The organism is Clostridium thailandense, from assembly GCF_019207025.1.
Taxonomy (GTDB): domain Bacteria; phylum Bacillota; class Clostridia; order Clostridiales; family Clostridiaceae; genus Clostridium_AM; species Clostridium_AM thailandense.
Window position 1 is genome coordinate 1 of record NZ_JAEEGC010000093.1, and the last position, 24,440, is coordinate 24,440.

At 33.4% G+C, this 24,440-nt stretch carries 42 protein-coding genes; all 42 read left to right on the forward strand.

Annotated elements, in window-relative coordinates; genetic code table 11:
* The first annotated feature begins 328 nt into the window (after window positions 1-328).
* The 42 genes from rpsJ to glmL all read left to right on the forward strand — a co-directional run bounded on the left by rpsJ (window position 329) and on the right by glmL (window position 24,424).
* Window positions 329-637, forward strand: a complete 309-nt coding sequence (gene rpsJ, locus I6U48_RS17185; RefSeq protein WP_211143644.1) for a 30S ribosomal protein S10 — start codon at window positions 329-331, stop codon at window positions 635-637.
* Window positions 638-709: 72 nt separating this feature from the next.
* Complete coding sequence (gene rplC, locus I6U48_RS17190) at window positions 710-1,339, forward strand: 50S ribosomal protein L3 (RefSeq protein ID WP_218321699.1); 630 nt, start codon at window positions 710-712, stop codon at window positions 1,337-1,339.
* A gap of 25 nt (window positions 1,340-1,364) precedes the next feature.
* Complete coding sequence (gene rplD / locus I6U48_RS17195) at window positions 1,365-1,985, forward strand: 50S ribosomal protein L4 (RefSeq protein ID WP_218321700.1); 621 nt, start codon at window positions 1,365-1,367, stop codon at window positions 1,983-1,985.
* On the forward strand, window positions 1,985-2,278 hold the full coding sequence (rplW, locus tag I6U48_RS17200) for a 50S ribosomal protein L23 (RefSeq protein ID WP_218321701.1): 294 nt from the start codon (window positions 1,985-1,987) through the stop codon (window positions 2,276-2,278). Before rplD ends, rplW begins: the two co-directional genes overlap by 1 nt.
* A 59-nt stretch (window positions 2,279-2,337) precedes the next feature.
* Window positions 2,338-3,171 (forward strand): 50S ribosomal protein L2, encoded by an 834-nt coding sequence (rplB, locus tag I6U48_RS17205; protein WP_218321702.1) that lies wholly within the window; start codon window positions 2,338-2,340, stop codon window positions 3,169-3,171.
* A gap of 67 nt (window positions 3,172-3,238) precedes the next feature.
* Complete coding sequence (gene rpsS / locus I6U48_RS17210) at window positions 3,239-3,523, forward strand: 30S ribosomal protein S19 (protein ID WP_218321703.1); 285 nt, start codon at window positions 3,239-3,241, stop codon at window positions 3,521-3,523.
* A gap of 22 nt (window positions 3,524-3,545) precedes the next feature.
* A complete protein-coding gene (rplV, locus tag I6U48_RS17215) occupies window positions 3,546-3,881 on the forward strand; it encodes a 50S ribosomal protein L22 (RefSeq protein WP_218321704.1) in 336 nt (111 codons plus the stop codon).
* Between the two features lie 15 nt (window positions 3,882-3,896).
* The gene (gene rpsC, locus I6U48_RS17220; RefSeq protein ID WP_218321705.1) at window positions 3,897-4,568 is read left to right on the forward strand and encodes a 30S ribosomal protein S3; all 672 of its coding nucleotides are present in this window, start codon (window positions 3,897-3,899) and stop codon (window positions 4,566-4,568) included.
* A 17-nt stretch (window positions 4,569-4,585) separates the two neighbouring features.
* Window positions 4,586-5,029, forward strand: coding sequence for a 50S ribosomal protein L16 (gene rplP, locus I6U48_RS17225; protein ID WP_218321706.1), 444 nt, complete (start codon window positions 4,586-4,588; stop codon window positions 5,027-5,029).
* A complete protein-coding gene (gene rpmC / locus I6U48_RS17230) occupies window positions 5,019-5,231 on the forward strand; it encodes a 50S ribosomal protein L29 (protein WP_218321707.1) in 213 nt (70 codons plus the stop codon). The genes rplP and rpmC overlap by 11 nt, the downstream gene beginning before the upstream one ends.
* A 20-nt stretch (window positions 5,232-5,251) precedes the next feature.
* Window positions 5,252-5,506: a 30S ribosomal protein S17 gene (gene rpsQ / locus I6U48_RS17235; RefSeq protein WP_211143637.1), complete on the forward strand. Its 255-nt coding sequence runs from the start codon at window positions 5,252-5,254 to the stop codon at window positions 5,504-5,506.
* A gap of 29 nt (window positions 5,507-5,535) precedes the next feature.
* Window positions 5,536-5,904, forward strand: a complete 369-nt coding sequence (gene rplN, locus I6U48_RS17240) for a 50S ribosomal protein L14 (protein WP_218321708.1) — start codon at window positions 5,536-5,538, stop codon at window positions 5,902-5,904.
* A 25-nt stretch (window positions 5,905-5,929) separates the two neighbouring features.
* Window positions 5,930-6,247, forward strand: coding sequence for a 50S ribosomal protein L24 (gene rplX, locus I6U48_RS17245; RefSeq protein WP_218321735.1), 318 nt, complete (start codon window positions 5,930-5,932; stop codon window positions 6,245-6,247).
* 21 nt (window positions 6,248-6,268) lie between these two features.
* Window positions 6,269-6,814, forward strand: a complete 546-nt coding sequence (gene rplE, locus I6U48_RS17250; protein WP_218321709.1) for a 50S ribosomal protein L5 — start codon at window positions 6,269-6,271, stop codon at window positions 6,812-6,814.
* 12 nt (window positions 6,815-6,826) lie between these two features.
* A complete protein-coding gene (locus I6U48_RS17255; RefSeq protein ID WP_218321710.1) occupies window positions 6,827-7,012 on the forward strand; it encodes a type Z 30S ribosomal protein S14 in 186 nt (61 codons plus the stop codon).
* Window positions 7,013-7,043: 31 nt separating this feature from the next.
* Window positions 7,044-7,442 carry a 30S ribosomal protein S8 gene (rpsH, locus tag I6U48_RS17260; protein ID WP_218321711.1) on the forward strand — a complete coding sequence of 133 codons (399 nt, stop codon included), beginning with the start codon at window positions 7,044-7,046 and terminating at the stop codon, window positions 7,440-7,442.
* Between the two features lie 130 nt (window positions 7,443-7,572).
* Window positions 7,573-8,115 (forward strand): 50S ribosomal protein L6, encoded by a 543-nt coding sequence (gene rplF / locus I6U48_RS17265; protein WP_218321712.1) that lies wholly within the window; start codon window positions 7,573-7,575, stop codon window positions 8,113-8,115.
* An 18-nt stretch (window positions 8,116-8,133) separates the two neighbouring features.
* Complete coding sequence (gene rplR, locus I6U48_RS17270; protein WP_218321713.1) at window positions 8,134-8,493, forward strand: 50S ribosomal protein L18; 360 nt, start codon at window positions 8,134-8,136, stop codon at window positions 8,491-8,493.
* 16 nt (window positions 8,494-8,509) lie between these two features.
* Entirely contained in the window at window positions 8,510-9,007 is a 498-nt protein-coding gene (gene rpsE / locus I6U48_RS17275) for a 30S ribosomal protein S5 (protein WP_218321714.1), read from the forward strand.
* 12 nt (window positions 9,008-9,019) lie between these two features.
* Window positions 9,020-9,199, forward strand: a complete 180-nt coding sequence (rpmD, locus tag I6U48_RS17280) for a 50S ribosomal protein L30 (protein WP_218321715.1) — start codon at window positions 9,020-9,022, stop codon at window positions 9,197-9,199.
* A gap of 22 nt (window positions 9,200-9,221) precedes the next feature.
* On the forward strand, window positions 9,222-9,662 hold the full coding sequence (gene rplO, locus I6U48_RS17285) for a 50S ribosomal protein L15 (protein WP_218321716.1): 441 nt from the start codon (window positions 9,222-9,224) through the stop codon (window positions 9,660-9,662).
* A complete protein-coding gene (secY, locus tag I6U48_RS17290; RefSeq protein ID WP_218321717.1) occupies window positions 9,663-10,943 on the forward strand; it encodes a preprotein translocase subunit SecY in 1,281 nt (426 codons plus the stop codon). It abuts the gene before it with no gap.
* A gap of 25 nt (window positions 10,944-10,968) precedes the next feature.
* Entirely contained in the window at window positions 10,969-11,619 is a 651-nt protein-coding gene (locus I6U48_RS17295) for an adenylate kinase (protein WP_218321718.1), read from the forward strand.
* Window positions 11,620-12,369 carry a type I methionyl aminopeptidase gene (map, locus tag I6U48_RS17300; protein WP_218321719.1) on the forward strand — a complete coding sequence of 250 codons (750 nt, stop codon included), beginning with the start codon at window positions 11,620-11,622 and terminating at the stop codon, window positions 12,367-12,369. It abuts the gene before it with no gap.
* Between the two features lie 14 nt (window positions 12,370-12,383).
* On the forward strand, window positions 12,384-12,689 hold the full coding sequence (locus I6U48_RS17305; RefSeq protein WP_246615416.1) for a KOW domain-containing RNA-binding protein: 306 nt from the start codon (window positions 12,384-12,386) through the stop codon (window positions 12,687-12,689).
* Window positions 12,676-12,894, forward strand: a complete 219-nt coding sequence (gene infA, locus I6U48_RS17310; RefSeq protein WP_011988826.1) for a translation initiation factor IF-1 — start codon at window positions 12,676-12,678, stop codon at window positions 12,892-12,894. The genes I6U48_RS17305 and infA overlap by 14 nt, the downstream gene beginning before the upstream one ends.
* A gap of 16 nt (window positions 12,895-12,910) precedes the next feature.
* Window positions 12,911-13,024 carry a 50S ribosomal protein L36 gene (rpmJ, locus tag I6U48_RS17315; RefSeq protein WP_025434559.1) on the forward strand — a complete coding sequence of 38 codons (114 nt, stop codon included), beginning with the start codon at window positions 12,911-12,913 and terminating at the stop codon, window positions 13,022-13,024.
* A gap of 169 nt (window positions 13,025-13,193) precedes the next feature.
* Window positions 13,194-13,565 (forward strand): 30S ribosomal protein S13, encoded by a 372-nt coding sequence (gene rpsM, locus I6U48_RS17320; protein ID WP_218321720.1) that lies wholly within the window; start codon window positions 13,194-13,196, stop codon window positions 13,563-13,565.
* A gap of 24 nt (window positions 13,566-13,589) precedes the next feature.
* Window positions 13,590-13,988 (forward strand): 30S ribosomal protein S11, encoded by a 399-nt coding sequence (gene rpsK, locus I6U48_RS17325; protein ID WP_218321721.1) that lies wholly within the window; start codon window positions 13,590-13,592, stop codon window positions 13,986-13,988.
* Window positions 13,989-14,008: 20 nt separating this feature from the next.
* On the forward strand, window positions 14,009-14,629 hold the full coding sequence (gene rpsD / locus I6U48_RS17330; RefSeq protein WP_218321722.1) for a 30S ribosomal protein S4: 621 nt from the start codon (window positions 14,009-14,011) through the stop codon (window positions 14,627-14,629).
* A 62-nt stretch (window positions 14,630-14,691) separates the two neighbouring features.
* Window positions 14,692-15,639 carry a DNA-directed RNA polymerase subunit alpha gene (locus I6U48_RS17335; RefSeq protein WP_218321723.1) on the forward strand — a complete coding sequence of 316 codons (948 nt, stop codon included), beginning with the start codon at window positions 14,692-14,694 and terminating at the stop codon, window positions 15,637-15,639.
* A gap of 60 nt (window positions 15,640-15,699) precedes the next feature.
* Window positions 15,700-16,041, forward strand: coding sequence for a 50S ribosomal protein L17 (rplQ, locus tag I6U48_RS17340; RefSeq protein ID WP_218321724.1), 342 nt, complete (start codon window positions 15,700-15,702; stop codon window positions 16,039-16,041).
* 95 nt (window positions 16,042-16,136) lie between these two features.
* Window positions 16,137-16,982, forward strand: coding sequence for an energy-coupling factor transporter ATPase (locus I6U48_RS17345; RefSeq protein ID WP_218321725.1), 846 nt, complete (start codon window positions 16,137-16,139; stop codon window positions 16,980-16,982).
* On the forward strand, window positions 16,967-17,821 hold the full coding sequence (locus I6U48_RS17350) for an energy-coupling factor transporter ATPase (protein WP_218321726.1): 855 nt from the start codon (window positions 16,967-16,969) through the stop codon (window positions 17,819-17,821). Before I6U48_RS17345 ends, I6U48_RS17350 begins: the two co-directional genes overlap by 16 nt.
* A 12-nt stretch (window positions 17,822-17,833) precedes the next feature.
* Complete coding sequence (locus tag I6U48_RS17355) at window positions 17,834-18,643, forward strand: energy-coupling factor transporter transmembrane component T family protein (protein WP_218321727.1); 810 nt, start codon at window positions 17,834-17,836, stop codon at window positions 18,641-18,643.
* Window positions 18,640-19,374 carry a tRNA pseudouridine(38-40) synthase TruA gene (gene truA / locus I6U48_RS17360; RefSeq protein ID WP_218321728.1) on the forward strand — a complete coding sequence of 245 codons (735 nt, stop codon included), beginning with the start codon at window positions 18,640-18,642 and terminating at the stop codon, window positions 19,372-19,374. Before I6U48_RS17355 ends, truA begins: the two co-directional genes overlap by 4 nt.
* A 198-nt stretch (window positions 19,375-19,572) precedes the next feature.
* Window positions 19,573-20,007 carry a 50S ribosomal protein L13 gene (gene rplM, locus I6U48_RS17365; protein ID WP_218321729.1) on the forward strand — a complete coding sequence of 145 codons (435 nt, stop codon included), beginning with the start codon at window positions 19,573-19,575 and terminating at the stop codon, window positions 20,005-20,007.
* Between the two features lie 25 nt (window positions 20,008-20,032).
* Complete coding sequence (gene rpsI / locus I6U48_RS17370) at window positions 20,033-20,425, forward strand: 30S ribosomal protein S9 (RefSeq protein WP_218321730.1); 393 nt, start codon at window positions 20,033-20,035, stop codon at window positions 20,423-20,425.
* A gap of 101 nt (window positions 20,426-20,526) precedes the next feature.
* Complete coding sequence (gene cwlD, locus I6U48_RS17375) at window positions 20,527-21,240, forward strand: N-acetylmuramoyl-L-alanine amidase CwlD (protein ID WP_218321731.1); 714 nt, start codon at window positions 20,527-20,529, stop codon at window positions 21,238-21,240.
* 341 nt (window positions 21,241-21,581) lie between these two features.
* Window positions 21,582-22,559 (forward strand): GntR family transcriptional regulator, encoded by a 978-nt coding sequence (locus I6U48_RS17380; protein ID WP_218321732.1) that lies wholly within the window; start codon window positions 21,582-21,584, stop codon window positions 22,557-22,559.
* An 18-nt stretch (window positions 22,560-22,577) separates the two neighbouring features.
* On the forward strand, window positions 22,578-22,982 hold the full coding sequence (gene glmS / locus I6U48_RS17385; protein WP_218321733.1) for a methylaspartate mutase subunit S: 405 nt from the start codon (window positions 22,578-22,580) through the stop codon (window positions 22,980-22,982).
* A 50-nt stretch (window positions 22,983-23,032) separates the two neighbouring features.
* On the forward strand, window positions 23,033-24,424 hold the full coding sequence (gene glmL, locus I6U48_RS17390; RefSeq protein WP_218321734.1) for a methylaspartate mutase accessory protein GlmL: 1,392 nt from the start codon (window positions 23,033-23,035) through the stop codon (window positions 24,422-24,424).
* The last annotated feature ends 16 nt before the right edge of the window (window positions 24,425-24,440 follow it).

Below are 24,440 nucleotides of genomic sequence, written 5' to 3' on the forward strand. Positions count from 1 at the left end.
ACTTAAAAATTAAAGGCCTTTAATTGTAAAAAGGAAAGAGGACGCTCTTTCCTTTTTTAATAAAAATAAATTTTAATTTATACTTGTCAAATAAAATAATATATTGTATAATTAAGAAGTTGTAATGTGATAACAGCGATGAGGCAAGAGGTTGCCGGGCTTCCGGGTAATTCTTGACTGAGTATGCCGAGGTCTTGAACCAGGCGACGGTGGTTCTGTGTTTCGGCGTTTTGTATTTTTAAAACATGCAACACCCGGAACAGTTTACAGAATGCATCCGCTGTTGTGCGTATGAAGTAGAGCGTGCATGAAAAGGAGGGAAAAAATAATGGCAAAACAAAAAATAAGAATAAGATTAAAAGCCTTTGATCACAACATATTAGATCAATCAGCTGAGAAAATCGTAGAAACTGCTAAGTCAACAGGAGCAAAGGTGGCAGGACCAGTTCCACTACCAACTGAAAAAGATGTTGTAACAATTCTTAGAGCTCCACATAAGTATAAGGACTCAAGAGAGCAGTTCGAAATAAGAACTCATAAAAGACTTATAGATATAATAAGTCCATCACCAAAGACGGTTGATGCTCTAATGAGGTTAGACTTGCCAGCAGGTGTAGATATAGAAATAAAACTATAATTGTAATAGATAGCTATTACTAACTATTATGATCGCAGAGCGATCCGCTAATACGTTGAGGAGGTGTAGATAATGAAAAAAGCTATACTAGGTAAAAAACTTGGTATGACTCAAATATTCGGAGAAGATGGAAAAATAATTCCAGTAACAGTAGTTGAAGCTGGTCCATGTGTAGTTGTTCAAAAGAAAACTACAGAAAAGGATGGTTACGAAGCTATTCAAGTAGGATTCGCTGATATAAGAGAAAAGCTTGTTAACAAACCAGAAAAAGGCCACTTTGCAAAAGCAGGTGTTGCTTTAAAGAGATTTGTGAAAGAGTTAAGATTAGAAGATATAAGTGGATATGAAGTTGGTCAAGAAATAAAGGCTGATTTATTTGCAGCTGGAGAAAGAATAGATGTATCGGGAATATCGAAAGGTAAGGGATTCCAAGGTACAATTAAGAGATGGAATGCACATAGAGGACCTATGAGCCACGGTTCCAAGTTTCATAGAGCGCCAGGTTCTATGGGAGCTTCATCAGATCCATCAAGAACATTTAAAAATAAAAAATTACCAGGACACATGGGTAATGTGAATACAACAGTATTAAATCTACAAGTTGCAAAGGTTATGCCTGAAAAGAATATTATACTAATAAAAGGCGGAGTACCAGGACCTAATAAGGGCTTTGTAGTAATAAGAAATACAGTTAAGGCTTAAGTTTGGGTAGAAAGGAGGATGCAGAATGCCTACAGTAGGATTATTTAATAAAGAAGGTCAAAAAGTTGGAGATTTTCAACTAACAGATAGCATATTCGGAGTTGAAGTTAACCAATATGCTTTACATCAAGTAGTGGTTGCATTACTTGCTAATAAAAGACAAGGAACGCAATCAGCTAAAACTAGAGCTGAGGTTTCTGGAGGTGGAATAAAGCCTTGGAGACAAAAGGGAACTGGTAGAGCAAGACAAGGATCTACAAGAGCACCACAATGGATTCATGGTGGTATGGTTTTTGCAGTAAAACCTAGAGATTATAGAGTTTCTGTGCCAAAGTCAATGAGAAGAGTTGCTATGAAATCAGCTCTTACTAGCAAGGTTAATGATAATCAAATGGTTGTTTTGGAAAGTCTTGAATTAGATGCTCCAAAAACTAAAGACATGGTAAAAATGTTAAACGCACTTGAAGCTAAAAAGACATTAATAGTTACTGCTGATTCAAATGAAAATGTATATAAATCAGCAAGAAACATTGAAGGCGTAGCAGTATTACCAGTTAACAATTTAAATGTGTATGATTTATTAAAGTATGAAAAACTCGTTATAACTAAGGATGCTGTATCAAAGATTGAGGAGGTGTATGCATAATGAAGTTAACTAATTATGATATCATTAGAAGACCAGTTATAACAGAAAAGAGCATGGCTTCTATGGGAGATAAAAAATATACCTTCATAGTTGATATACACGCTAACAAATCTATGATAAAGAGAGCAGTAGAAGACGTATTCGGAGTAAAAGTAGAAGATGTTAAAACTGCAAAATACTTAGGAAAAACTAAAAGAGTGGGCGTACATGTGGGAAAAAGAGCAGATTACAAAAAAGCTATTATTAAGCTAACAGAAGATAGCAAGACAATAGAATTCTTTGAAGGAATGTAATCTAGAAGAGCAGTTATTGGTTGAGTACCAGATAAGCTAAAAAAAGGAGGGAATACCGAATGGCAGTTAAAGGTTTTAACCCTACTACCCCTTCAAGAAGACAGATGACAGTAAACACTTTTGAAGAAATAACTACAAATGTGCCTGAAAAATCGCTTCTTGTATCAAAGAAAAGAACTGGTGGTAGAAATGCACAAGGTAAAATAACAGTTCGTCATATAGGTGGCGGTGCTAAGCAAAAATATAGACTAATAGATTTCAAGAGAAGCAAAGATGGAATACCAGCAAAAGTGGCTACAGTAGAATATGATCCTAATAGATCAGCTTACATAGCTCTTGTAGTTTATGCTGATGGTGAAAAAAGATACGTATTGGCTCCAGTTGGATTAAAAGTTGGAGATGCTATAGTGTCAGGAGCAGATGCTGACATAAAAGTTGGTAACTGTCTTCCAATGAAGAACATACCTGTTGGTACAGTAATTCACAATATAGAATTACAAGCAGGTAAAGGAGGTCAGCTTGTAAGATCAGCTGGAACATCAGCTCAGCTTATGGCTAAAGAAGGCGGATACGCTACATTAAGACTTCCAAGTGGCGAAATGAGATATGTAAGAATCGAATGTAGAGCAACTATAGGAACAGTTTCAAACTTAACACACGAAATTGTAAACATAGGTAAGGCTGGAAGAAAGAGACATATGGGTATTAGACCTACAGTTAGAGGTTCAGTAATGAATCCTAATGACCATCCTCACGGTGGTGGAGAAGGTAGATCACCAATCGGACACGCAAGTCCAATGACTCCATGGGGAAAACCAGCACTTGGATATAAAACTAGAAAACATAAGAAATATTCGGATAGATTTATTGTTAAGAGAAGAAATAGCAAATAGTATGAAGAGAATTTTATATTCTCTTCACTAACTATTCATTTAGATCGTATGAAGGGAGGCCAATCAAGTGAGTAGATCAGTTAAAAAAGGACCTTTTGTTCATGAAGGGCTTTTAAACAAAATAAATGAAATGAATAAGAATGGCGAAAAGAAAGTTATAAAGACTTGGTCAAGAAGTTCAACTATATTTCCACAAATGATAGGTCATACAATAGCAGTACATGACGGAAGAAAACATGTACCTGTATATATATCAGAAGATATGGTAGGACACAAATTAGGTGAATTTGTTCTTACTAGAACATATAGAGGTCACGTAGCGAAAAATGAAAAATCAACTGGTTCTAGATAATCCAGAAAGGAGGTAACATACAATGGAAGCTAAGGCTATAGCAAAATATGTAAGAATGTCCTCAAGAAAAATAGGTATCGTTCTTGATTTAGTAAGGGGAAAAAATGTAAACGAAGCTTTTGCTATATTACAATATACTCCAAAGGATGCAGCTGAGGTGGTAAATAAAGTTTTAAAGTCAGCTGTAGCAAATGCAGAAAATAACTTAAATTTAGATAAAAGTAATCTTTATGTTGCAGAGGCATATGCTTGCCAAGGACCAACACTAAAGAGATTTAGACCACATGCACAAGGTAGAGCGTTTAGGATAAAGAAAAGAACTAGCCATGTAACTTTAGTGGTTAAAGAAAGAGCATAAAAAGGAGGGAAACTGATGGGACAGAAAGTACATCCACATGGCCTAAGAGTAGGCGTAATTAAAGATTGGGATGCTAAATGGTATGCAGATAACAAAAATTTTGCAGATAATCTAGTTGAAGATAACAAAATCAGAGAATTTGTAAAAGCTAAAACTGCTGCAGCTGGAGTTTCAAGAATTCAAATTGAAAGAGCGGCAAAAAGAGTTAAGTTAAATATATCAACTGCTAAACCTGGTATGATAATAGGAAAAGGCGGTCAAGGAATAGATGCTTTAAAAGCAGAAATTTTAAAAATGGTTGGAGATAAAAATGTTTTAATAAACATAGTTGAAATAAAATCAGCAGAAGCTGATGCTCAACTTATGGCTGAAAATGTAGCTCAACAATTAGAAAAGAGAATTTCATTCAGAAGAGCAATGAAGCAAACAATCCAAAGAGCAATGAAAAACGGTGTTAAAGGTGTTAAAACAGCTTGCGCTGGAAGACTTGGCGGTGCTGAAATAGCTAGAACTGAATCATATCATGAAGGAACTATTCCACTACAAACACTAAGAGCTGATATAGATTACGGATTTGCAGAAGCAGATACGACTTATGGAAAAATTGGTGTAAAAGTTTGGGTTTACAAAGGAGAAGTTCTTCCAACTAAGAAAGTAGTTGAAAAGAAGGAAGAAGCTAACGCATAGGGAAGGAGGAATATGACATGTTAATGCCTAAAAGAGTTAAACATCGTAAGGTACAGCGTGGTAGAATGAAGGGTAAGGCTACAAGAGGTAATTTTATAGCATACGGAGATTTTGCTATACAGGCCACTGAATGCGGATGGATTACAAGTAATCAAATAGAGTCTGCCAGAATAGCTATTAATAGATACATTAAAAGAGGAGGAAAACTTTGGATAAAGATTTTCCCAGATAAGCCAGTAACTGAAAAACCAGCTGAAACACGTATGGGTTCCGGTAAAGGATCACCAGAATATTGGGTATCGGTTATTAAGCCCGGTAGAATATTATTCGAGTTATCAGGAGTTAGCGAAACAGTAGCAAGAGAAGCAATGAGACTTGCAGCACATAAACTACCTGTAAAGACTAAATTTGTTACAAGAAGAGATTTTGAAGAAGTGGGTGGTGAAATCAATGAAGGCTAATGAATTAAGAGAATTAAAACAAAACGGCCCTCAGGATTTACATGCTAAATTAAACGATCTTAAGGGAGAATTATTTAACTTAAGATTTCAATTAGCTACAGGCCAGTTGGAAAACCCAATGAGAATAAGAGAAGTTAAAAAATCTATAGCCCAAATTAAGACCATCCTTAGAGAAGAAGAACTAAGGGCGTTTGAACAGTAGGCTGAAAGGAGGTTCGTCCTGTGGAAAGAGGAAATAGAAAGACAAGAATAGGAAGAGTCGTTTCTGATAAAATGGATAAAACAATAGTAGTTGCTGTAGAAACTAAGGTTCGTCATCCTTTATACGGAAAAACAGTTAACAGAACTACTAAATTTAAAGCTCATGATGAGAATAATGAAGCAAAAGCTAACGATAGAGTTCTAATAATGGAAACAAGACCATTGTCAAAAGACAAGAGATGGAGACTTGTTGAAATAGTTGAAAAGGCTAAATAGGCCAAAAAGCTGAAAGGAGGGTATTTTCAATGATTCAGCAACAGACATTATTAAAAGTTGCAGATAATTCCGGTGCAAAGGAAATTATGTGCATAAGAGTATTAGGTGGTTCCAAAAGAAAATATGGAAACATTGGTGATATAATAGTTGCTAGCGTTAAAAGTGCAACACCAGGCGGTGTTGTTAAAAAAGGTGATGTTATTAAGGCCGTTGTTGTGAGAACAGTAAAAGGATTAAGAAGAGCAGACGGTTCATATATAAGATTTGATGAGAATGCTGCTGTTATAATAAAGGATGATAAGCAACCAAGAGGAACTCGTATCTTCGGACCAGTAGCAAGAGAGCTAAGAGATAAGGATTTTACAAAAATATTATCATTAGCGCCTGAAGTTCTATAAGATAAGGAGGTGTCTAGAGATGGCAATAAACAAAATACATGTTAGAAAAAAAGACACGGTCATGGTTATATCTGGAAAAGATAAGGGTAAGGTAGGAGAAGTTCTATCAGTAATGCCAAAGACTGGAAAAATAGTTGTTAAAGGCATTAATGTAGTAACAAAACATCAAAAGCCGAATAAAGCTAATATGCAGGGCGGAATAATTCATAAAGAAGGTCCTATATATAGTTCAAAAGTAATGTTATATTGCGATAAATGCAAATCAGTAACAAGAATAAGCTCTAAAGTTTTAGAGGATGGAACTAAAGTAAGAGTTTGTAAAAAGTGCGGAGAAACATTCTAATCTTTGAAAGGAGGGCTAAAGATGAGCTTAAGATTACAAGAAAAGTATGAAAAAGAAGTTGTACCAGCTTTAATGCAAAAGTTTGGATACGCTAATATAATGCAAGTGCCAAAACTTGATAAAATAGTTATAAATATGGGTGTTGGAGAAGCTAAAGATAATCCAAAAACATTGGAAGCTGCAGTAGGCGATCTAACAATCATTACAGGACAAAAGCCAGTTTTAACTAGAGCTAAAAAGTCTATAGCTAACTTTAAAATAAGAGAAAATATGCCAATAGGATGTAAAGTTACATTAAGAAAGCAAAATATGTACGAATTTGCTGACAAATTAATGAATGTTGCTTTACCAAGAGTTAGAGACTTTTCAGGAGTTTCAGATAAAGCATTTGATGGAAGAGGAAACTATTCATTAGGAATAAAAGAGCAATTGATCTTCCCTGAAATAGAATATGATAAGATCGACAAAGTTAGAGGTATGGATATAATCTTCGTTACAACTGCACAAACAGACGAAGAAGCAAGAGAATTATTAAGATTCCTTGGAATGCCATTTGCTCAAAAATAAGGAGGGAAAAACGTGGCACGTAAAGCTTTAATAGAAAAGTGGATGAAAGAACCAAAATATTCAACTAGAGCTTATACAAGATGCAGAATATGTGGAAGACCACACTCTGTATTAAAAAAATACGGAATATGCCGTATTTGTTTTAGAGAACTTGCTTATAAAGGTGAAATACCTGGATGTAGAAAAGCAAGCTGGTAATCGTAGTAATTGATGAAAGGAGGCACAATAAATGGTAATGACTGATCCTATCGCAGACTTACTTACTCGTATAAGAAATGCTAATATAGTTAGACATGAAATAGTGGAAGTACCTTCTTCAAACATAAAGAAGGCTGTCCTAAATATAATGCTTCAAGAAGGATATATAAAAGATGTAGAGGAATATACTGATGGCTCTGTTAGTATGTTAAGATTATCAATGAAGTATGGTCAAAGTAAAGAAAGAGTTATAACTGGTTTAAAGAGAATATCAAAACCAGGATTAAGAGTTTATTGTAGAAAAGAAGAAATTCCTAAAGTATTAAATGGGCTAGGAGTTGCTATACTATCAACTTCAAGAGGCATCATAACAGATAAAGATGCAAGAAATCTTGGAGTAGGCGGAGAAGTTCTTTGCTACATTTGGTAGTTTTAATATAGATAAATAATAAAACTTTAATATATAAAAGACATAATCAGTGACGTTTTATATAAATAGAAACATAGGAAAAACAACAAAGATATTTGTTGTTAGGTTAAGTAATACAGGAGGTGTAATCATGTCAAGAATAGGAAAGCTTCCAATAGCTATACCAAGTGGCGCAACTGTTACTGTAACACCAGACAACGTTGTTACAGTAAAAGGACCAAAAGGCCAACTTGTAAGAGCTATGAGCACGGAAGTTACTATAGCTGTTGAAAATAACTCTGTAGTAGTTTCAAGAGACAACGATTTAAAGAACGTAAGAGCTCTTCATGGATTAACAAGAGCATTAATAAATAACATGATTATCGGAGTGACTGAAGGATTTGCAAAAACTTTGGAATTAGTTGGTGTAGGTTATAGAGCTCAGTTACAAGGTAAAAAATTAGTTATGAATCTTGGATATTCTCATCCAGTTGAGATAGAGCCAGTTGAAGGTGTAACATTCGAAACACCTGCTGCTACAAAAGTTGTAGTTAGAGGCATCAATAAAGAAGTAGTTGGAGCCGTTGCAGCAGAGGTAAGAGGTTGGAGAAAGCCTGAACCTTACAAAGGAAAAGGAATTAAGTACGATAACGAAGTTATAAGACGTAAGGAAGGTAAAACTGGTAAGAAATAGTAGAAAGGAGTGAATCTTATGTTTAATAAGGAAGACAGAAAAAAGGCTAGAGTAAGACGTCATCTAAGAGTTCGTAAAAAGATTTCTGGAACTACTGAAAGACCTAGACTTGCAGTATATAGAAGCGAAAAGAACATATATGCTCAAATTATAGATGATATAAACGGAGTAACTTTAGTTTCTGCTTCAAGTTTAGATAAAGATTTTAATGGTATCGGAAGCAATAAAGAAGCAGCAAAAGCAGTTGGTGAACTAGTAGCTAAAAAAGCTATCGAAAAAGGCATAAAAGAAGTAGTTTTTGATAGAGGCGGATACGTATACCACGGAAGAATACAAAATCTTGCAGAAGGCGCAAGAGAGGCTGGTTTACAATTCTAAAGAAGGAGGGAAATAAATGAGAATAGATCCTAGCACTTTAAATCTTAAAGAAAAAGTTGTATTTATAAATAGAGTTGCTAAGGTTGTTAAAGGTGGTAGAAACTTCAGATTTAGCGCACTTGTAGTTGTTGGAGATGAAAACGGCCACGTAGGCGTAGGAACTGGAAAGTCTATAGAAATACCTGAGGCAATTAGAAAAGCAATAGAAGATGCAAAGAAGAACTTAGTTGAAGTTGCTATAGTTGGTACTACAGTACCACATGACATTGTTGGAGAATTTGGTACTGGAAGAGTACTTATTATGACAGCTGCAGAAGGTACAGGAGTTATAGCAGGAGGTCCTGCTAGAGCGGTACTTGAACTTGCAGGTTTAAAGGATGTTAGAGCAAAATCATTAGGTTCTAACAATCCAAGAAATATGGTTAATGCTACTATCAATGGTTTATCAAGCTTAAGAACAGTAGAACACATAGCTAAGCTTAGAGGTAAATCCGTTGAAGAGATTTTAGGTTAGGGGGGAACGACCTTGGCTAAACTAAAAATAACTTTGAATAGAAGTTTAATTGGAAGAAGAAAAGACCAAATAGCGACTGTAAATGCGCTTGGCCTTAAAAAGATCAATAAGACTGTAGAACATGAGGATACTCCTCAAATCAGAGGTATGATAAATAAAGTTAGCTATCTTTTAAAGGTAGAAGAAGTATAGCATAGAGGAGGTGTAAGTAGATATGAAACTTCATGAATTAAGACCAGCTGAAGGCGCAAGAAAAGCACCAAAAAGAGTTGGAAGAGGTACTGGATCTGGTTTAGGAAGAAACGCTGGAAAAGGTGAAAAAGGACAAAAAGCTAGAAGTGGCGGTGGAGTAAGACTAGGATTCGAAGGTGGTCAGATGCCATTATACAGAAGACTTCCTAAGAGAGGTTTTACAAATATATTTGCTAAGCAATATGCTGAAATAAACGTTGAAAGATTAAATATATTTGAAGATGGAACTGAAATTACACCTGAATTTTTACTAGAAAAAGGAATAGTAAAAAAAGCTAAGGATGGAGTTAAAGTACTTGGCAATGGTGAGTTACAGAAAAAACTAATAGTTAAGGCAGCAAAATTCACAAAGGCTGCGGTAGAGAAAATAGAAGCAGCTGGAGGAAAAGTTGAGGTGATATAAATGCTATCAACTTTACGTAATGCTTGGAAGGTTCCTGAGTTAAGAAAAAAATTATTGTTTACATTGTTTATGGTGGCAATTTTTAGGTTGGGAAATACTATTCCTGTTCCAGGAATTGATACATTAAAACTTACTAATTTAACAAAAAGCGGATCATTATTTGGATTTTATGACCTAATATCTGGTGGTGCATTTAGCAAATTTAGTATTTTTGCTATGGGAGTAGTTCCCTTCATAAATTCTTCTATTATTATGCAGTTGTTAACAATTGCAGTTCCAAGATTGGAGCAACTTTCTAAAGAAGGTGAAGATGGAAGAAAGAAGATACAGCAGTATACAAGATATGCTGCCGTACCTTTAGGGATTATTCAAGCGTTTAGTACATACGCAATAATTACTAGAGCAGGTGCACTTCAAGATCCTTCAAATAAATTAAACATATTCTTGATAATACTTACATTAACTACAGCATCAACTTTTTTAATGTGGTTTGGTGATAAGATAACAGAGCATGGAGTCGGAAATGGAATATCGCTTTTAATATTTGTTAATATTATTTCAAGATTTCCAACGACACTATATCAGCTTATAGGACTTCAACAAGCTGAAACAGTTAACTTTATAGAACTTATAGTATTTGCGGTAGCAGGTTTAGCTTTATTCGTGGCAGTTGTAATAATGAATCTAGGAGAAAGAAGAATTCCTGTACAATATGCAGGAAAAACAGTTGGTGGAAAAGTATATAAAGGTCAGTCAACTCATATTCCTATTAATATGAATGGCTCAGCAGTTATTGGTATAATTTTTGCTATATCTGTAATGCAGTTTCCACTAACCATAGGTCAGTTTTGGCCAAATTCTGCTTTTTACAATTTTATATCTACGAGTAAGTTTAGCTTGTTTAAACAAAATAGCTGGCAATATGCACTAACTTATTTTGTATTAACAATTTTCTTTACATGGTTCTATACTGAAGTTACATTTAAGCCAGATGAAATGGCTGAAAATATGCATAAATCTTCAGGATTCATACCAGGAATAAGACCAGGTGAACCAACAGCTAATTATATAGAAAAAGTTCTTATGCGAGTTGCTATACTTGGTGGTGCTTTTGCTGGAGTAATAGCAATAACTCCTATTATAGCAGAATCATATTCCAATTTTAAAGGAATATATTTTGGCGGTACTGGTTTACTGATTATGGTAGGTGTTGCACTTGATACTCTAAGGCAAATAGAATCGCAGTTAGTAATGCGCCATTATCAAGGATTTTTAAAATAAAAATTACATTTGGAGATGATTCGTTTTGAATATTATTTTATTAGGTCCTCCGGGAGCTGGAAAAGGAACGCAGGCTAAATTAATTACTGAAAAATATTCTATACCTCATATATCCACGGGAGATATTTTTAGAAAAAATATATCAGAAAAAACTCCTCTTGGAATAGAGGCTAAGAGATATATGGATGACGGACAGTTAGTACCGGATGAAGTTACTATAGGTATAGTTAACGATAGATTAAGTATGGAAGATTGTAAAAATGGTTTTTTGTTGGATGGCTTTCCAAGAACAGTAAATCAGGCTGAGGCACTAGACTTATTTTTAAGTAGCAATGATAAAAAAATTGACACAGCTTTACTAATAGATGTACCAAAAGAATTTATTTTGGAACGAATGACAGGTAGAAGAGTTTGTTCTGCATGTGGTGCAAGTTATCATATAAAGTTCAATCCTCCGAAAGCTGAAGGTAAGTGTGATATCTGTGGGAGTTCTTTAGTACAAAGAAAAGATGATACTGAGGAAACTGTTAAAGAAAGACTAGATGTCTACGATAGACAGACTCAACCACTTATTCAGTACTATAAGGAACAAAATATACTCGAAACTGTAAATGGAACAGAAGAAATCAATACTGTATTTAAAAAAGTTTGCGATGTTCTAGGAGCGGTTAAGTAGATGATAATAATTAAAACAGATATTGAAATTGAGTATATGAGGCTCGCAGGTAAAGTTGTTGCCGATACCCTACTGAAACTTGAAGAGGCAGTAAGACCTGGAATAAGTACTGAGAAATTGGATATAATTGCAGAGGAATATATTTTAAAGCAAAATGCAAAGCCATCTTTTAAAGGTTACTGTGGATTTCCAGGTTCAATATGTACTTCTGTTAACAATGAAGTAGTTCATGGTATTCCGTCAAAAAGTGTAGTTTTACAAGAAGGTGATATTATAAGCGTTGATTGTGGAGCTATACTAAATGGATATCAAGGAGATGCAGCAAGAACCTTTCCAGTTGGTTCTACTTCAGAGAAGGCTTTAAAGCTAATTGAAGTAACCAAACAAAGCTTTTTTAAAGGAATTGAAAAGGCTATTATTGGAAACAGGTTGACAGATATATCAGCTGAAATTCAGAAATATGTTGAAAGCTTTGGCTATTCAGTAGTTAGAGACTATGTAGGTCACGGCATAGGAAAAGATATGCATGAAGACCCGGAGGTTCCTAACTATGGTAGACCAGGGAGAGGTCCTAAGTTGACAAAAGGTATGGTTTTAGCAATAGAACCTATGGTGAATATAGGAAAGTATTATGTTGAGACACAGTCTAATAATTGGACTGTTGTAACGGTAGATAAAAGTTTGTCAGCACATTATGAAAACACTGTTGCTATCCTAGAAAATGGCCCAGAAATACTAACCTTAGCTTAACAGAGGTGAATATATTGTTAAATAATAATGACTGTGTAGGAAAAATAGTTTATTCTAAAGCAGGAAGAGATGAAGGTAAGGTTTTTGTAGTAATAGACGTGCTCGATGATAAGTATGTTTATATTTGTAATGGCAGCCTAAGGCCTGTAGAAAAACCTAAGAGAAAGAAAATAAAACACTTAGAGTTTACTAATATAATTGCGGAAGAAATAAGAGACTTATTAATGTCAGGTGAGAAAATTGACAATGCAATTATAAGAAAAATTTTGCAGTCCTATGACAATGATAAGGAGGTTCGATTGCCTTATGTCAAAAGATGATGTTATAGAAATGCAGGGTACTGTTCTTGAGGCATTACCTAATGCAATGTTTGAAGTAGAATTGGAAAGCGGACATAAGATATTAGCACATATATCAGGTAAATTAAGAATGAATTTTATAAGAATTTTACCAGGTGATAAAGTTACAGTGGAACTTTCTCCTTACGATTTAACTCGTGGAAGAATAACCTGGAGAGCAAAGTAATTAAGGAGGGTTAGCTATGAAAGTGAGACCATCAGTTAAGCCTATTTGTGAAAAATGCAAGATAATAAAAAGAAAAGGAAGAGTAATGGTTATCTGTGAAAATCCTAAACATAAGCAAAAACAAGGCTAATATGAATTGAGTTATATTAATTTAAGTTAATAATGTTTTAGATTGCGGCTGATGATAGGATATATTGATTATTCTATCAAACTAAAACTTTATATAAAATAACAAAACTAAATTAAAAATAAGCGTATAAAATGCTTACCAATTAGATATTTAGGAGGTGTAAACATTAATGGCAAGAATATCAGGTGTAGATCTACCAAAAGAAAAAAGAGTTGAGATAGGTTTAACTTATATATATGGTATAGGATTACCTACTGCTCAGAAAATTCTTAGCGAAACTGGAGTTAATTCAGATACTAGAGTTAAGAATTTAACTGAAGAAGAAGTTAATGCATTAAGAGATTATATAAACAAGAACATTAAAGTTGAAGGTGACTTAAGAAGAGAAATAGCTCTTAACATAAAGAGATTAATAGAAATCGGTTGTTATAGAGGAATAAGACATAGAAAAGGCCTTCCAGTAAGAGGACAAAAAACTAAAACAAATGCAAGAACAAGAAAAGGCCCTAAGAAAATGGTAGGCGCTAAGAAAAAGAAGTAATAAATAGTATAAGGAGGGAAAACTATGGCAGCTGGATCAAAGGTTAAGAAGACAAGAAGAAAAAAAGAAAGAAAAAATGTTGAGCATGGCTGTGCACATATAAAATCAACTTTTAACAATTCTATAGTTACAATCACTGATGCAGTAGGAAATACTTTATCATGGGCTAGTGCAGGTGGATTAGGTTTCAGAGGCTCAAGAAAAAGTACTCCATTTGCTGCGCAAATGGCTGCAGAAACATCAGCAAAAACAGCTATGGAACATGGTTTAAAGAGTATAGAAGTTTATGTAAAAGGACCAGGAGCAGGTAGAGAAGCTGCAATAAGATCATTACAAGCTGCTGGATTAGAAGTTACATTGATAAAAGATGTTACTCCAATACCACATAATGGATGTAGACCACCAAAAAGAAGAAGAGTCTAGGCATAGGAGGTGTAGAATTAATGGCAAGATATACTGGACCAGCATGTAGAATATGCAGAAGAGAAGGTTTAAAGCTATTCCTAAAAGGGGATAGATGTTATACAGATAAATGTGCATTCTCAAGAAGAGGATACGCACCAGGACAACACGGACAGGGTAGAAAGAAACTATCTAACTACGGTTTACAATTAAGAGAAAAACAAAAAGCTAAAAAGATGTACGGTTTATTAGAAGGTCAATTCAGAGCAACATATGAAAGAGCTGAAAAAATGAGAGGTATAACAGGTGAAAACTTGTTAAGACTTCTTGAATTAAGACTTGATAATGTAGCTTATAGACTAGGATTTGGAGCATCAAGAACTGAAGCTAGACAATTAGTTACACACGGACATTTCTTAGTTAATGGCAAAAAAGTAGATATTGCTTCATACAGAATATCAGCTGGAGATGTTGTAGCTGTTCGTGAAAAGAGCAGAGCATCAGAAAAGTTTAAAGTATTTGCTGAAAATCCAAAGACTTTACCAGCATGGTTAGAAGGAACTACTGCAGATTTCCAAGGAAAAGTTCTTAGAGAGCCAACTAGAGAAGATATAGATATTCCTGTTAACGAAACATTAATAGTAGAGTTATATAGTAAGTAATTAATATAGAATCAGTTGCCCTCAAAATACATTTTAATATAAATAAAAGGAGGGTTATATTCATGTTAGAGATAGAAAAGCCTAAGATAGAATGTGTTGAAGTTAGCGAAGATGGTACCTATGGTAAATTTGTTGTAGAACCGCTAGAGAGAGGATATGGTACTACTCTTGGTAATGCATTAAGAAGAATTCTTCTTTCTTCATTGCCAGGAGTAGCTGCCAACCATATCAGAATAGAGGGTGTTCTTCATGAGTTTTCAACTGTCCGTGGAGTTAAAGAAGATGTTAGCGAATTAATTTTAAATATAAAGAGCTTAGCTTTGAAAATGAACGGAGACGGTCCTAAAACTGTATATATAGATGTGCAAGGACCAGGTGAAGTCACTGCAGGGGACATAAGAACTGATGGAGATATAGAAATAATTAATAAGGATTTACATATAGCAACGCTTGATGATGATGGTAAGTTGTATATGGAAATCTTAGTTAATAGAGGAAGAGGTTATGTTTCTCAAACTAAGAACAAGGCAGAGGATATGCCTATAGGAACTATTCCTGTAGATTCAATATACACTCCAATTAAGAGAGTTAACTTTATTGTTGAAAATACAAGAGTTGGTCAAATTACTGACTATGATAAGTTATCTCTTGAAGTCTGGACTAATGGAACTATAATGCCTGATGAGGCAATTAGTTTGTCTGCTAAGATTCTAATAGAACACTTTAAACTATTTATGACTTTAACTGATCATGCAAATAACGTGGAAATAATGGTAGAAAAAGAAGAAGATAAGAAAGAAAAAGTTTTGGAAATGACAATTGAAGAACTTGATCTTTCAGTTAGAAGTTATAATTGTTTAAAGAGAGCTGGTATTAATACAGTTCAGGAACTAACCGAAAGAACAATGGATGATATGATGAAGGTTAGAAATTTAGGTAAAAAATCCTTAGAAGAAGTTGAACAAAAACTTCTTGCTTTAGGATTGTCATTAAAACAAAGCGAAGAATAATCAAGTAGTTGTGATATAGTCATACTTGAAGATAAGTGAAGGTAAGGAGGTATAGGAGAGATGGCAGGATATCGTAAATTAGGTCGTCCAACTGACCAAAGAAAAGCAATGCTTAGGAACCTTGTTACTAGTTTCTTAAAGCATGGAAAAATTGAAACGACAGAAACTAGAGCAAAGGAAACTAGAAGTTTAGCTGAAAAGATGATAACTCTTGCTAAAAGAGGAGATCTTCATGCTAGAAGACAGGTGCTTTCTTTTGTAACTGAAGAGGAAGTAGTAAAGAATTTATTTGACAACGTAGCTCCTAAATATGCTGAAAGAAACGGTGGATATACAAGAATGTTTAAAGTAGGTCCAAGAAGAGGCGACGGAGCTGAAGTAGTAATACTTGAACTAGTATAGTACTTATTATAAAATTAAGGGGATTAAGTAGGCCAACTTAATCCCTATTTTGCTATATTATTTTATTACTGCCAAAAATTGTGGGGTGTTTCTTTATGGAAGAAAAAATGATAAGATGTGAGAATGTTACTTTTAGATATGAAAATAGTGGTAATGATTCAGATAAGTTAGCTTTAAATGATGTTACACTAGATGTTAAAAAAGGTGAGTTTCTTGTTATCTTAGGAAGAAATGGATCAGGTAAATCAACGATAGCAAAACACATGAATGCTCTATTAATTCCAAGTGAAGGTAAAGTATACGTAGGTGATCTTGAAACATCTTTAGAAAAAAATGTTTGGGATATTAGAAATAAGGCTGGTATGGTATTTCAGAACCCAGATAACCAAATTGTTGCAACTATTGTAGAAGAGGATGTTGCCTTTGGACCAGAAAATTTAGGAATTGAACCTGGTGAAATAAAAAAGAGAGTAGATGATTGCTTAAAAAAGGTTAATATGTATGACTACAGAAGACACGCACCACATTTACTATCAGGAGGTCAAAAGCAAAGAGTAGCTATAGCTGGAGTATTAGCTATGATGCCGGAGTGTATAATTTTTGATGAATCTACTGCTATGCTTGATCCTTCAGGAAGAAAAGAAGTAATAAGAACAATAAAAGATATAAATAGTAAATATAAAATAACAATAGTACTCATTACACACTATATGGAGGAAGCTGTTAAAGCTGACAGAATAATAGTTATGGATGAGGGCAAGGTTATAATGAAAGGCACTCCGAAAGATATTTTTAGTCAAGTTAAAAAAATGAAGGATATAGGACTTGATGTGCCTCAAATGACAGAGTTATCCTATGAGCTGAGAAATAGTGGCTTAGATATTAAAAAAGATATATTAACTATAGATGAGATGGTGGATGAATTATGTCGATTAAAATAAAAAACTTAACTCATGTATATATGAAAGGTTCTCCTTTTGAAAAAAAGGCACTTGATGATGTTAATATTACTATTAATTCTGGGGAGTTTATTGCTTTAATTGGTCATACTGGTTCAGGAAAATCTACACTTATACAGCATATAAATGGTTTATTGAAGCCAAATTCAGGTCAGATAGTAGTAGATGATGTTGATATTACTGATAAAAAAGTAAACTTAAATTTTATAAGAAAAAAAGTAGGACTTGTATTTCAATATCCTGAATATCAATTGTTTGAGGAAACTATAGAAAAAGACATTGCTTTTGGACCTAAGAACTTAGGGCTGAGTAATGATGCTATAAATAAAAGAGTTAAAAGAGCCATGAATATGGTAGGACTGGATTATGATAAATATAAAGATAAGTCACCATTTGAGCTAAGCGGAGGTCAGAAAAGAAGAGTTGCTATAGCTGGTGTAGTAGCTATGGAACCTAAGATTTTAATATTAGATGAGCCAACAGCTGGGCTTGATCCTAAAGGAAGAGATGAGATTTTAGGTAAAATAAAAGATCTGCATAAGGCATATAAAATGACCATAATACTCGTTTCTCATAGCATGGAGGATGTAGCAAAGCTTGCTGACAGAATACTAGTTATGAATAAAGGTAAGTGTATATTAGATGGTAAGCCATCTCAAGTATTTAAGGAAATAGATACATTGGAAAGCGTTGGCCTTGCAGTTCCTCAGGTAACTTACTTAGTTAAGCGATTAAGGGAAAAGGGTTTTAACATATCTGATGATATATTTACTGTTGAACAAGCTAAAAATGAAATACTTAGAATATTAAATAAATGTTAGGGGAGCTAATAAATGATTAAAGATATTACAATAGGACAGTATGTACCTGGTGAATCTTTTGTACACAAGTTAGATCCGAGAGCCAAAATATTGATATCTTTAATATATATAGTGGACTTATTTATAGTAAATAATTTTAGAGGCTATATATTTATAGTAGCTTTTACATTGAGTTCTATAATTATCTCCAAGGTTCAATTCAGGTATATATATAAAGGACTTAAACCTATACTTGTTTTAGCGATAATAACTGCTTTAATAAATATTTTAATGACAAGTGGAACGAATCCACCATTATTTAAATGGAGATTCATTGTTGTTTATAAAGAGGGATTAGTTTTAGCTGCATTTATGGTCCTAAGACTTGTGTTCTTAATAGTGGGAACTTCCCTACTTACTTTAACAACTTCACCGATTGAGTTAACTGACGGTATAGAAAAGTTGTTAAATCCATTGAAAAAGATAGGCGTACCTGCACATGAACTTGCAATGATGATGACTATTGCACTAAGATTTATTCCAACCTTGATGGATGAAACAGATAAAATTATGAAGGCACAAACAGCTCGTGGAGCTGATTTTGAATCAGGAAATCTAGTTCAAAGGGCAAAAAGTTTAATTCCTATATTAGTGCCCCTTTTCATTAGTTCTTTTAGACGTGCTGACGAGTTGGCGATGGCAATGGAGTCAAGATGCTATAGAGGTGGAGAAGGACGAACTAGGATGAAACAATTAAAGCTAACTAATAAAGATTTTATTGCAGCTGTTTTCATACTATTATTAGTTTTACTTTCTATATGGAGCAGGATGTGGAATTATTGAGAAATATAAAATTAATTATAGAATATGATGGTACAAATTATGCAGGATGGCAAAGACAGAATAATGCGGTTGCAATACAACAGAAAGTTGAAGAAGCAATAAAATGTGTTACAGGAAGTTTTTCTGAAGTTATAGGTTCAAGCAGAACAGATTCTGGAGTGCATGCTAGAGGCTTTGTATGCAATTTTTATACAGAAAGCAAAATACCATCATTAAGCTTTAAGAAGGCATTAAATAACTTTTTACCAGAAGATATTGTTATTATCAATTCCGAAGATGTGGAAAATGAATTTCATTCTAGGTATCATAGTACAGGGAAAAAGTATGTTTATACTATTGTAACCGGTACTGAAAGGTCAGCTATAGGTAGAAATTATGTGTACTATTTTTATAGAAAATTAGATATACAAAAAATGCAAGATGGAGCAAGATACTTTTTAGGAACTCATGATTTTTCCGCGTTTAAAAAGACTGGAAGTTCAGTAAAAACATCTGTAAGAACAATAAAAGATTTACAGATAAAACAGAAAGAAAAAACTATAGAATTTAGTATAGTTGGGGATGGATTTTTATATAACATGGTAAGAATCATTGTTGGAACACTTTTAGAAGTTGGTGTGGGCAGGTTTACCCCAGAATATATAGTCCAAATAATAGATTCTAAAGATAGATCCAAAGCAGGTAAGCCTGTACCGGCGAGGGGACTGTGTTTAGAAGAAGTATATTACTAGTAAATTGGTTATATGCTGAGTCTATAATAATATGGTTAATAAATAATAATAATAATTGTATTTGTAAAATTCATTGACACGCCAGGCAGATTGTATTATAATATAAATGTTTGTATCGAAAGTATAAAAGATCCACTAGCCCCGGATCTTTATATAGAAGAACGTATTTTATGTATAAGAATTCAGGGAGGGAAAAAAATGAAATCATACATAGCTAAACCACAAGAAATTGAAAGAAAATGGTATGTTGTTGATGCTGCTGGAAAACCACTAGGAAGAGTAGCAAGCCAAGTAGCTACAATATTAAGAGGAAAAAATAAGCCAATATTTACACCAAACGTTGATACTGGAGACTTCGTTATAATAATTAACGCTGAAAAAGTTCTTTTAACAGGAAAAAAATTAGATCAAAAAATGTTAAGACACCACTCATTATATCCAGGTGGATTAAAAGAAACTCCATATAGGGAAGCTATACAAAAGAAGCCTGAATTTGTATTCCAAGAAGCAGTAAGAAGAATGCTTCCAAATGGAGTATTAGGAAGACAAATGCTTAAGAAACTTAAAGTATACAGAGGTGCTGAGCACAATCATGAAGCTCAGAAACCAGAAGTATTAGAATTAAGATATTAATTGGAAGCTGGAAGGAGGAGAAAAAATGGCTAAAGTTCAATATTTTGGAACAGGAAGAAGAAAAAAATCAATCGCAAGAGTAAGACTTGTACCTGGAGAAGGTAAAGTAATAATAAATAAGAGAGATATAGAAAACTTTTTTGGACTAGAAACGTTAAGAGTTATAGTTAATCAACCATTAGTTTTAACTGCAACAAAAGATAAGTTTGACGTATTAGTAAATGTTCACGGAGGTGGATATACTGGTCAGGCTGGAGCTATAAGACATGGAATATCAAGAGCATTATTAAAAGCTGATGAAAATTTAAGACCAGAGCTTAAAAAAGCAGGTTTCTTAACAAGAGATCCAAGAATGAAAGAAAGAAAGAAATACGGTCTTAAAAAGGCAAGAAGAGCTCCACAATTCTCAAAGAGATAACAAAGAGAGGAAATTTCCTCTCTTTTTTTATTTATATATAAATTAATAAGTGATACTTAAGCATAAAATATATATGAAGTGATATTTAGGAGGGGGAAAATTTGCAGCTTAAAAATGCAAAGCTACTAATAGTTATTTTTATAATATTTTTAGGATTAGCCTCAATATTTTATGCAAATACCAAATATACAATGACTACTGATGATTCTAAAACTAAAAAACAAACTAAGGACATAACTATCCTTGTTGATCCTGGACATGGAGGTATAGATGGGGGAGCGGTATCTCCAAGTGGAGTAATGGAAAAGGATATTAACTTGAAGATAAGTTTGAAACTTAAAGATAAGTTAAAAAATGATGGGTATAATGTAATACTAACTAGAGAAGAAGATAAAGGTTTATATACGGATGATGGTAAGATAAGAAAAAAGAAGGTTGAAGATTTAAACAACAGGTGTAAAATGAAAAATGATTCTGAATGTGATATGTTTGTTAGTATTCACTTAAACATGTTCACAGAATCCAAGTATTCTGGTGCTCAAGTTTGGTATTCAAGGAATAAAGACAGTGAAAGATTTGCTGGAATATTGCAGAGCAATTTGAAGAGAGATTTAGATCCAAATAATAATAGAAAAGAAAAACCAGCTTTAGATTCATATAAAGTCTTGAGATGTAATGATAATATGCCAAGTGTATTAATTGAATGCGGATTTTTATCCAATTATAATGAAGAACAAAAGTTAAAATCTGAAGAATATCAGAATAAAATAGTAGAATCTGTAGAAAATTCCATAAAAAATTACTATAATGAATAAATATAAAGAAAAAGGACTAAAAGCTGCAGTTGTGAAATATAACTTGCAGCTTTTAACATGTAATTATTCAATGGCAGTTAAGGAATAGTAAAAATAATACTAATAAATATACAGTTATAAATGTATAAAATTTAAAGTTATTTAAATCATTCCTTGAAATATATAGCGATATAATATGAATATTTATAAATGATGATTACATAAAAAATAAGTATAAATTCAAATTGTATAAAATTTTCTAAATATTGAAATTTTCAAAGTGATTATTGATGTCCAATTTTAATTATGATATCATTTATTTAAAGGATGGATTAATCCATTAATCCAATAGAAGCTTCGGGGTGATTATTATAGATATTAAGGTAAATAAAGAAAGTGGAGTACCACTGTATTTGCAAGTTAAAAAACAAATAATGGCTTTAATAAAAAAGGGTACCTTAAAGGTAGGTAATAAGATGCCTACAGAGAGAGAGCTTTCAGAGAACTTAAAGGTTAGCAGAAATACTATAAGTGCAGCCTATAATGAATTGGAACAAGAAGGAGTGCTAAAGTCTTATCAAGGAAGAGGAACTTTTGTAGCTGAAGAAGCCAATCCTTGGAAGGCACAAAATATAAAAGATAAGATAATAAAATTTGTAGATTTAGGCCTTGAAGAGGCAATTGAAACTGGAATGGACGTAGATGAATTCTTAGAGATAGTATCTCTAAGAGTTAAAGAAAAGAAAGAAATAATGAGTAAAATGACAGCATTATATGTAGAGTGCAATATTGAACAATCAAGAATGTTCAGTAAGCAGTTAACAGAAAGCACCAATATGAATGTAATTCCTTTTACTCTTAAGGATATAATGGATATAAATGAAGAGAAGAAAGAAATTATTGAAAAGTGTCAGGTCATTATAGCTACATTTAATCACGTTAATGAAGTTGCTAGATTGACTAAGCCATTTAAAAAAGAAGTTATTGGAGTAGCAATAAATGTAGATTTACAAACAATAGTTAAAATAGCAAGATATCCTGAGGAAACTAAGTTCGGATTTGTTTGTATGTCACAAGAATTTATGTTTAAGGCTAGAGGGGCATTGGAAAAGGCTGGTTTAGGAAATATTAATATACAATACACAAATACATTGGATAAAGATGAACTAAAAAAAGTAATAAACAACTCAGATGTCATAATAGTATCACCTGGTAGATATAAAGATGTAAAAGAAATTATAGGTGAGGATAAAGAAGTATTAAGATTTATCTATAGTCTTGATGATAACTCAATAAAAGCCTTAAAATCAAAAATTATTGAATTAAAATATCATAAATAAATTTGGGGAGGTTTCATAATGAAAACTTTAGTAATAGGCGTAATTGGATCAGACTGTCATGCAGTAGGAAACAAAATATTGGAACATTCATTCACACAGGCTGGATTCAATGTAGTTAACATAGGAGTTCTTTCTCCACAGGAGGATTTTATAAATGCTGCTATAGAAACTAATGCTGATGCAATAATAGTTTCATCATTATATGGACATGGTGAGATAGACTGCAGAGGATTAAGAGAAAAATGTGATGAAGCAGGGTTAAAAGGAATACTAATGTATGTTGGTGGAAACTTAGTTGTTGGAAAGCAAAAATGGGAGGATGTTTATCCAAAGTTTGAAGAAATGGGATTTAATAGAGTGTATGCTCCAGGAACATCTCCAGAGATAACAATAAAAGATTTGAAGACAGATTTAAAAATATAAGATTAAAGTAAAAATAAGAACCTCTGTATGAGAAAACAGGAGTGATGGAATTGAATTGTTATTTACTTATAGATTTTGGCAGTACATATACAAAACTTACTGCTGTAGATATTGAAAATGAAGAGATACTTGCTACTGCTAAAGATATTACTACGATTGAAAACGATATAATGGTTGGATTTAATAATGCATATAAAAAGTTAGAGGAAAAATTAGAAGGTAAAGAAATTAACTTTATAAAAAAATTAGCATGTTCTTCTGCAGCAGGTGGATTAAAAATGGTTGCTATTGGCTTAGTTCCAGAACTTACAGCCGAGGCAGCTAAAAGAGCAGCCCTAGGTGCTGGTGCAAGAGTATTAAATGTATATAGTTATGATTTAACTTCAAAAGAAATTGAAGAAATAAAAAATTCAAATTTAGACATTATACTTCTCGCAGGTGGTACCGATGGAGGAAATAAGGATTGTATAATTCATAATGCAAATATGCTTGCTGAAAGTGGAATTAAGAAGCCTATAGTAGTGGCTGGCAACAAAGTAGCAGTTGATACTGTTGAAAAGATACTTAAAAATGCGAACCTGTTTTATAAGTTGACAGATAATGTAATGCCAAAGCTTAATGTATTAAATGTGGAACCGGCAAGGGAAGAAATTAGAAAAATATTTATGGAAAAAATAGTGGAAGCTAAGGGCATGAAGAATGCAGAAGGCTTCATAAATGGAATACTAATGCCAACACCAGCAGCGGTACTCAAAGCAGCGAGGGTTTTAAGTGAAGGAAGCGATAAAGAAGAAGGCTTAGGTGATCTTGTAGTAGTTGATATAGGTGGAGCTACTACAGATGTGCATTCACTTGCAGATGGAGAACCATCCAAAGCAGGTGTTACACTTAGAGGACTTCAAGAACCTTTTGCAAAAAGAACTGTTGAAGGTGATCTGGGAATGAGATATTCTGCAGTTGCTTTATGGGAAGCCGCTACAACAAGAAAGATACAAAAATATTTAAATGATAAAACAATAGATGTGGAGGCAAACTGTAGATATAGATCAGAGAACATAAGAATGGTACCTACTACGGAAGAAGAAATAAAATTCGATGAAGCTATGGCAAAAACTGCAACAGAAATAGCTTTAGAAAGACATGTTGGTGTACTTGAAACCTTGTACACACCGTGTGGTGTTATATACTCGCAAGAGGGTAAAGATCTTTTAGAAGATAAATATTTAATAGGAACAGGTGGAGTATTAGTTCATAGTGAGCACCCTGCGGAAATATTAAAGGCAGGAACTTTTGATGCTACTAATCCTACTTCTCTAAAACCTAAACACCCTAAATATTTAATGGATAAAACTTATATTTTATCTGCAATGGGATTGTTATCAGAAGAGGACCCAGATAAAGCGGTAAGAATAATGAAAAAATATTTGGTTAATGTTGATTAGGAGGTAATCGGATTGG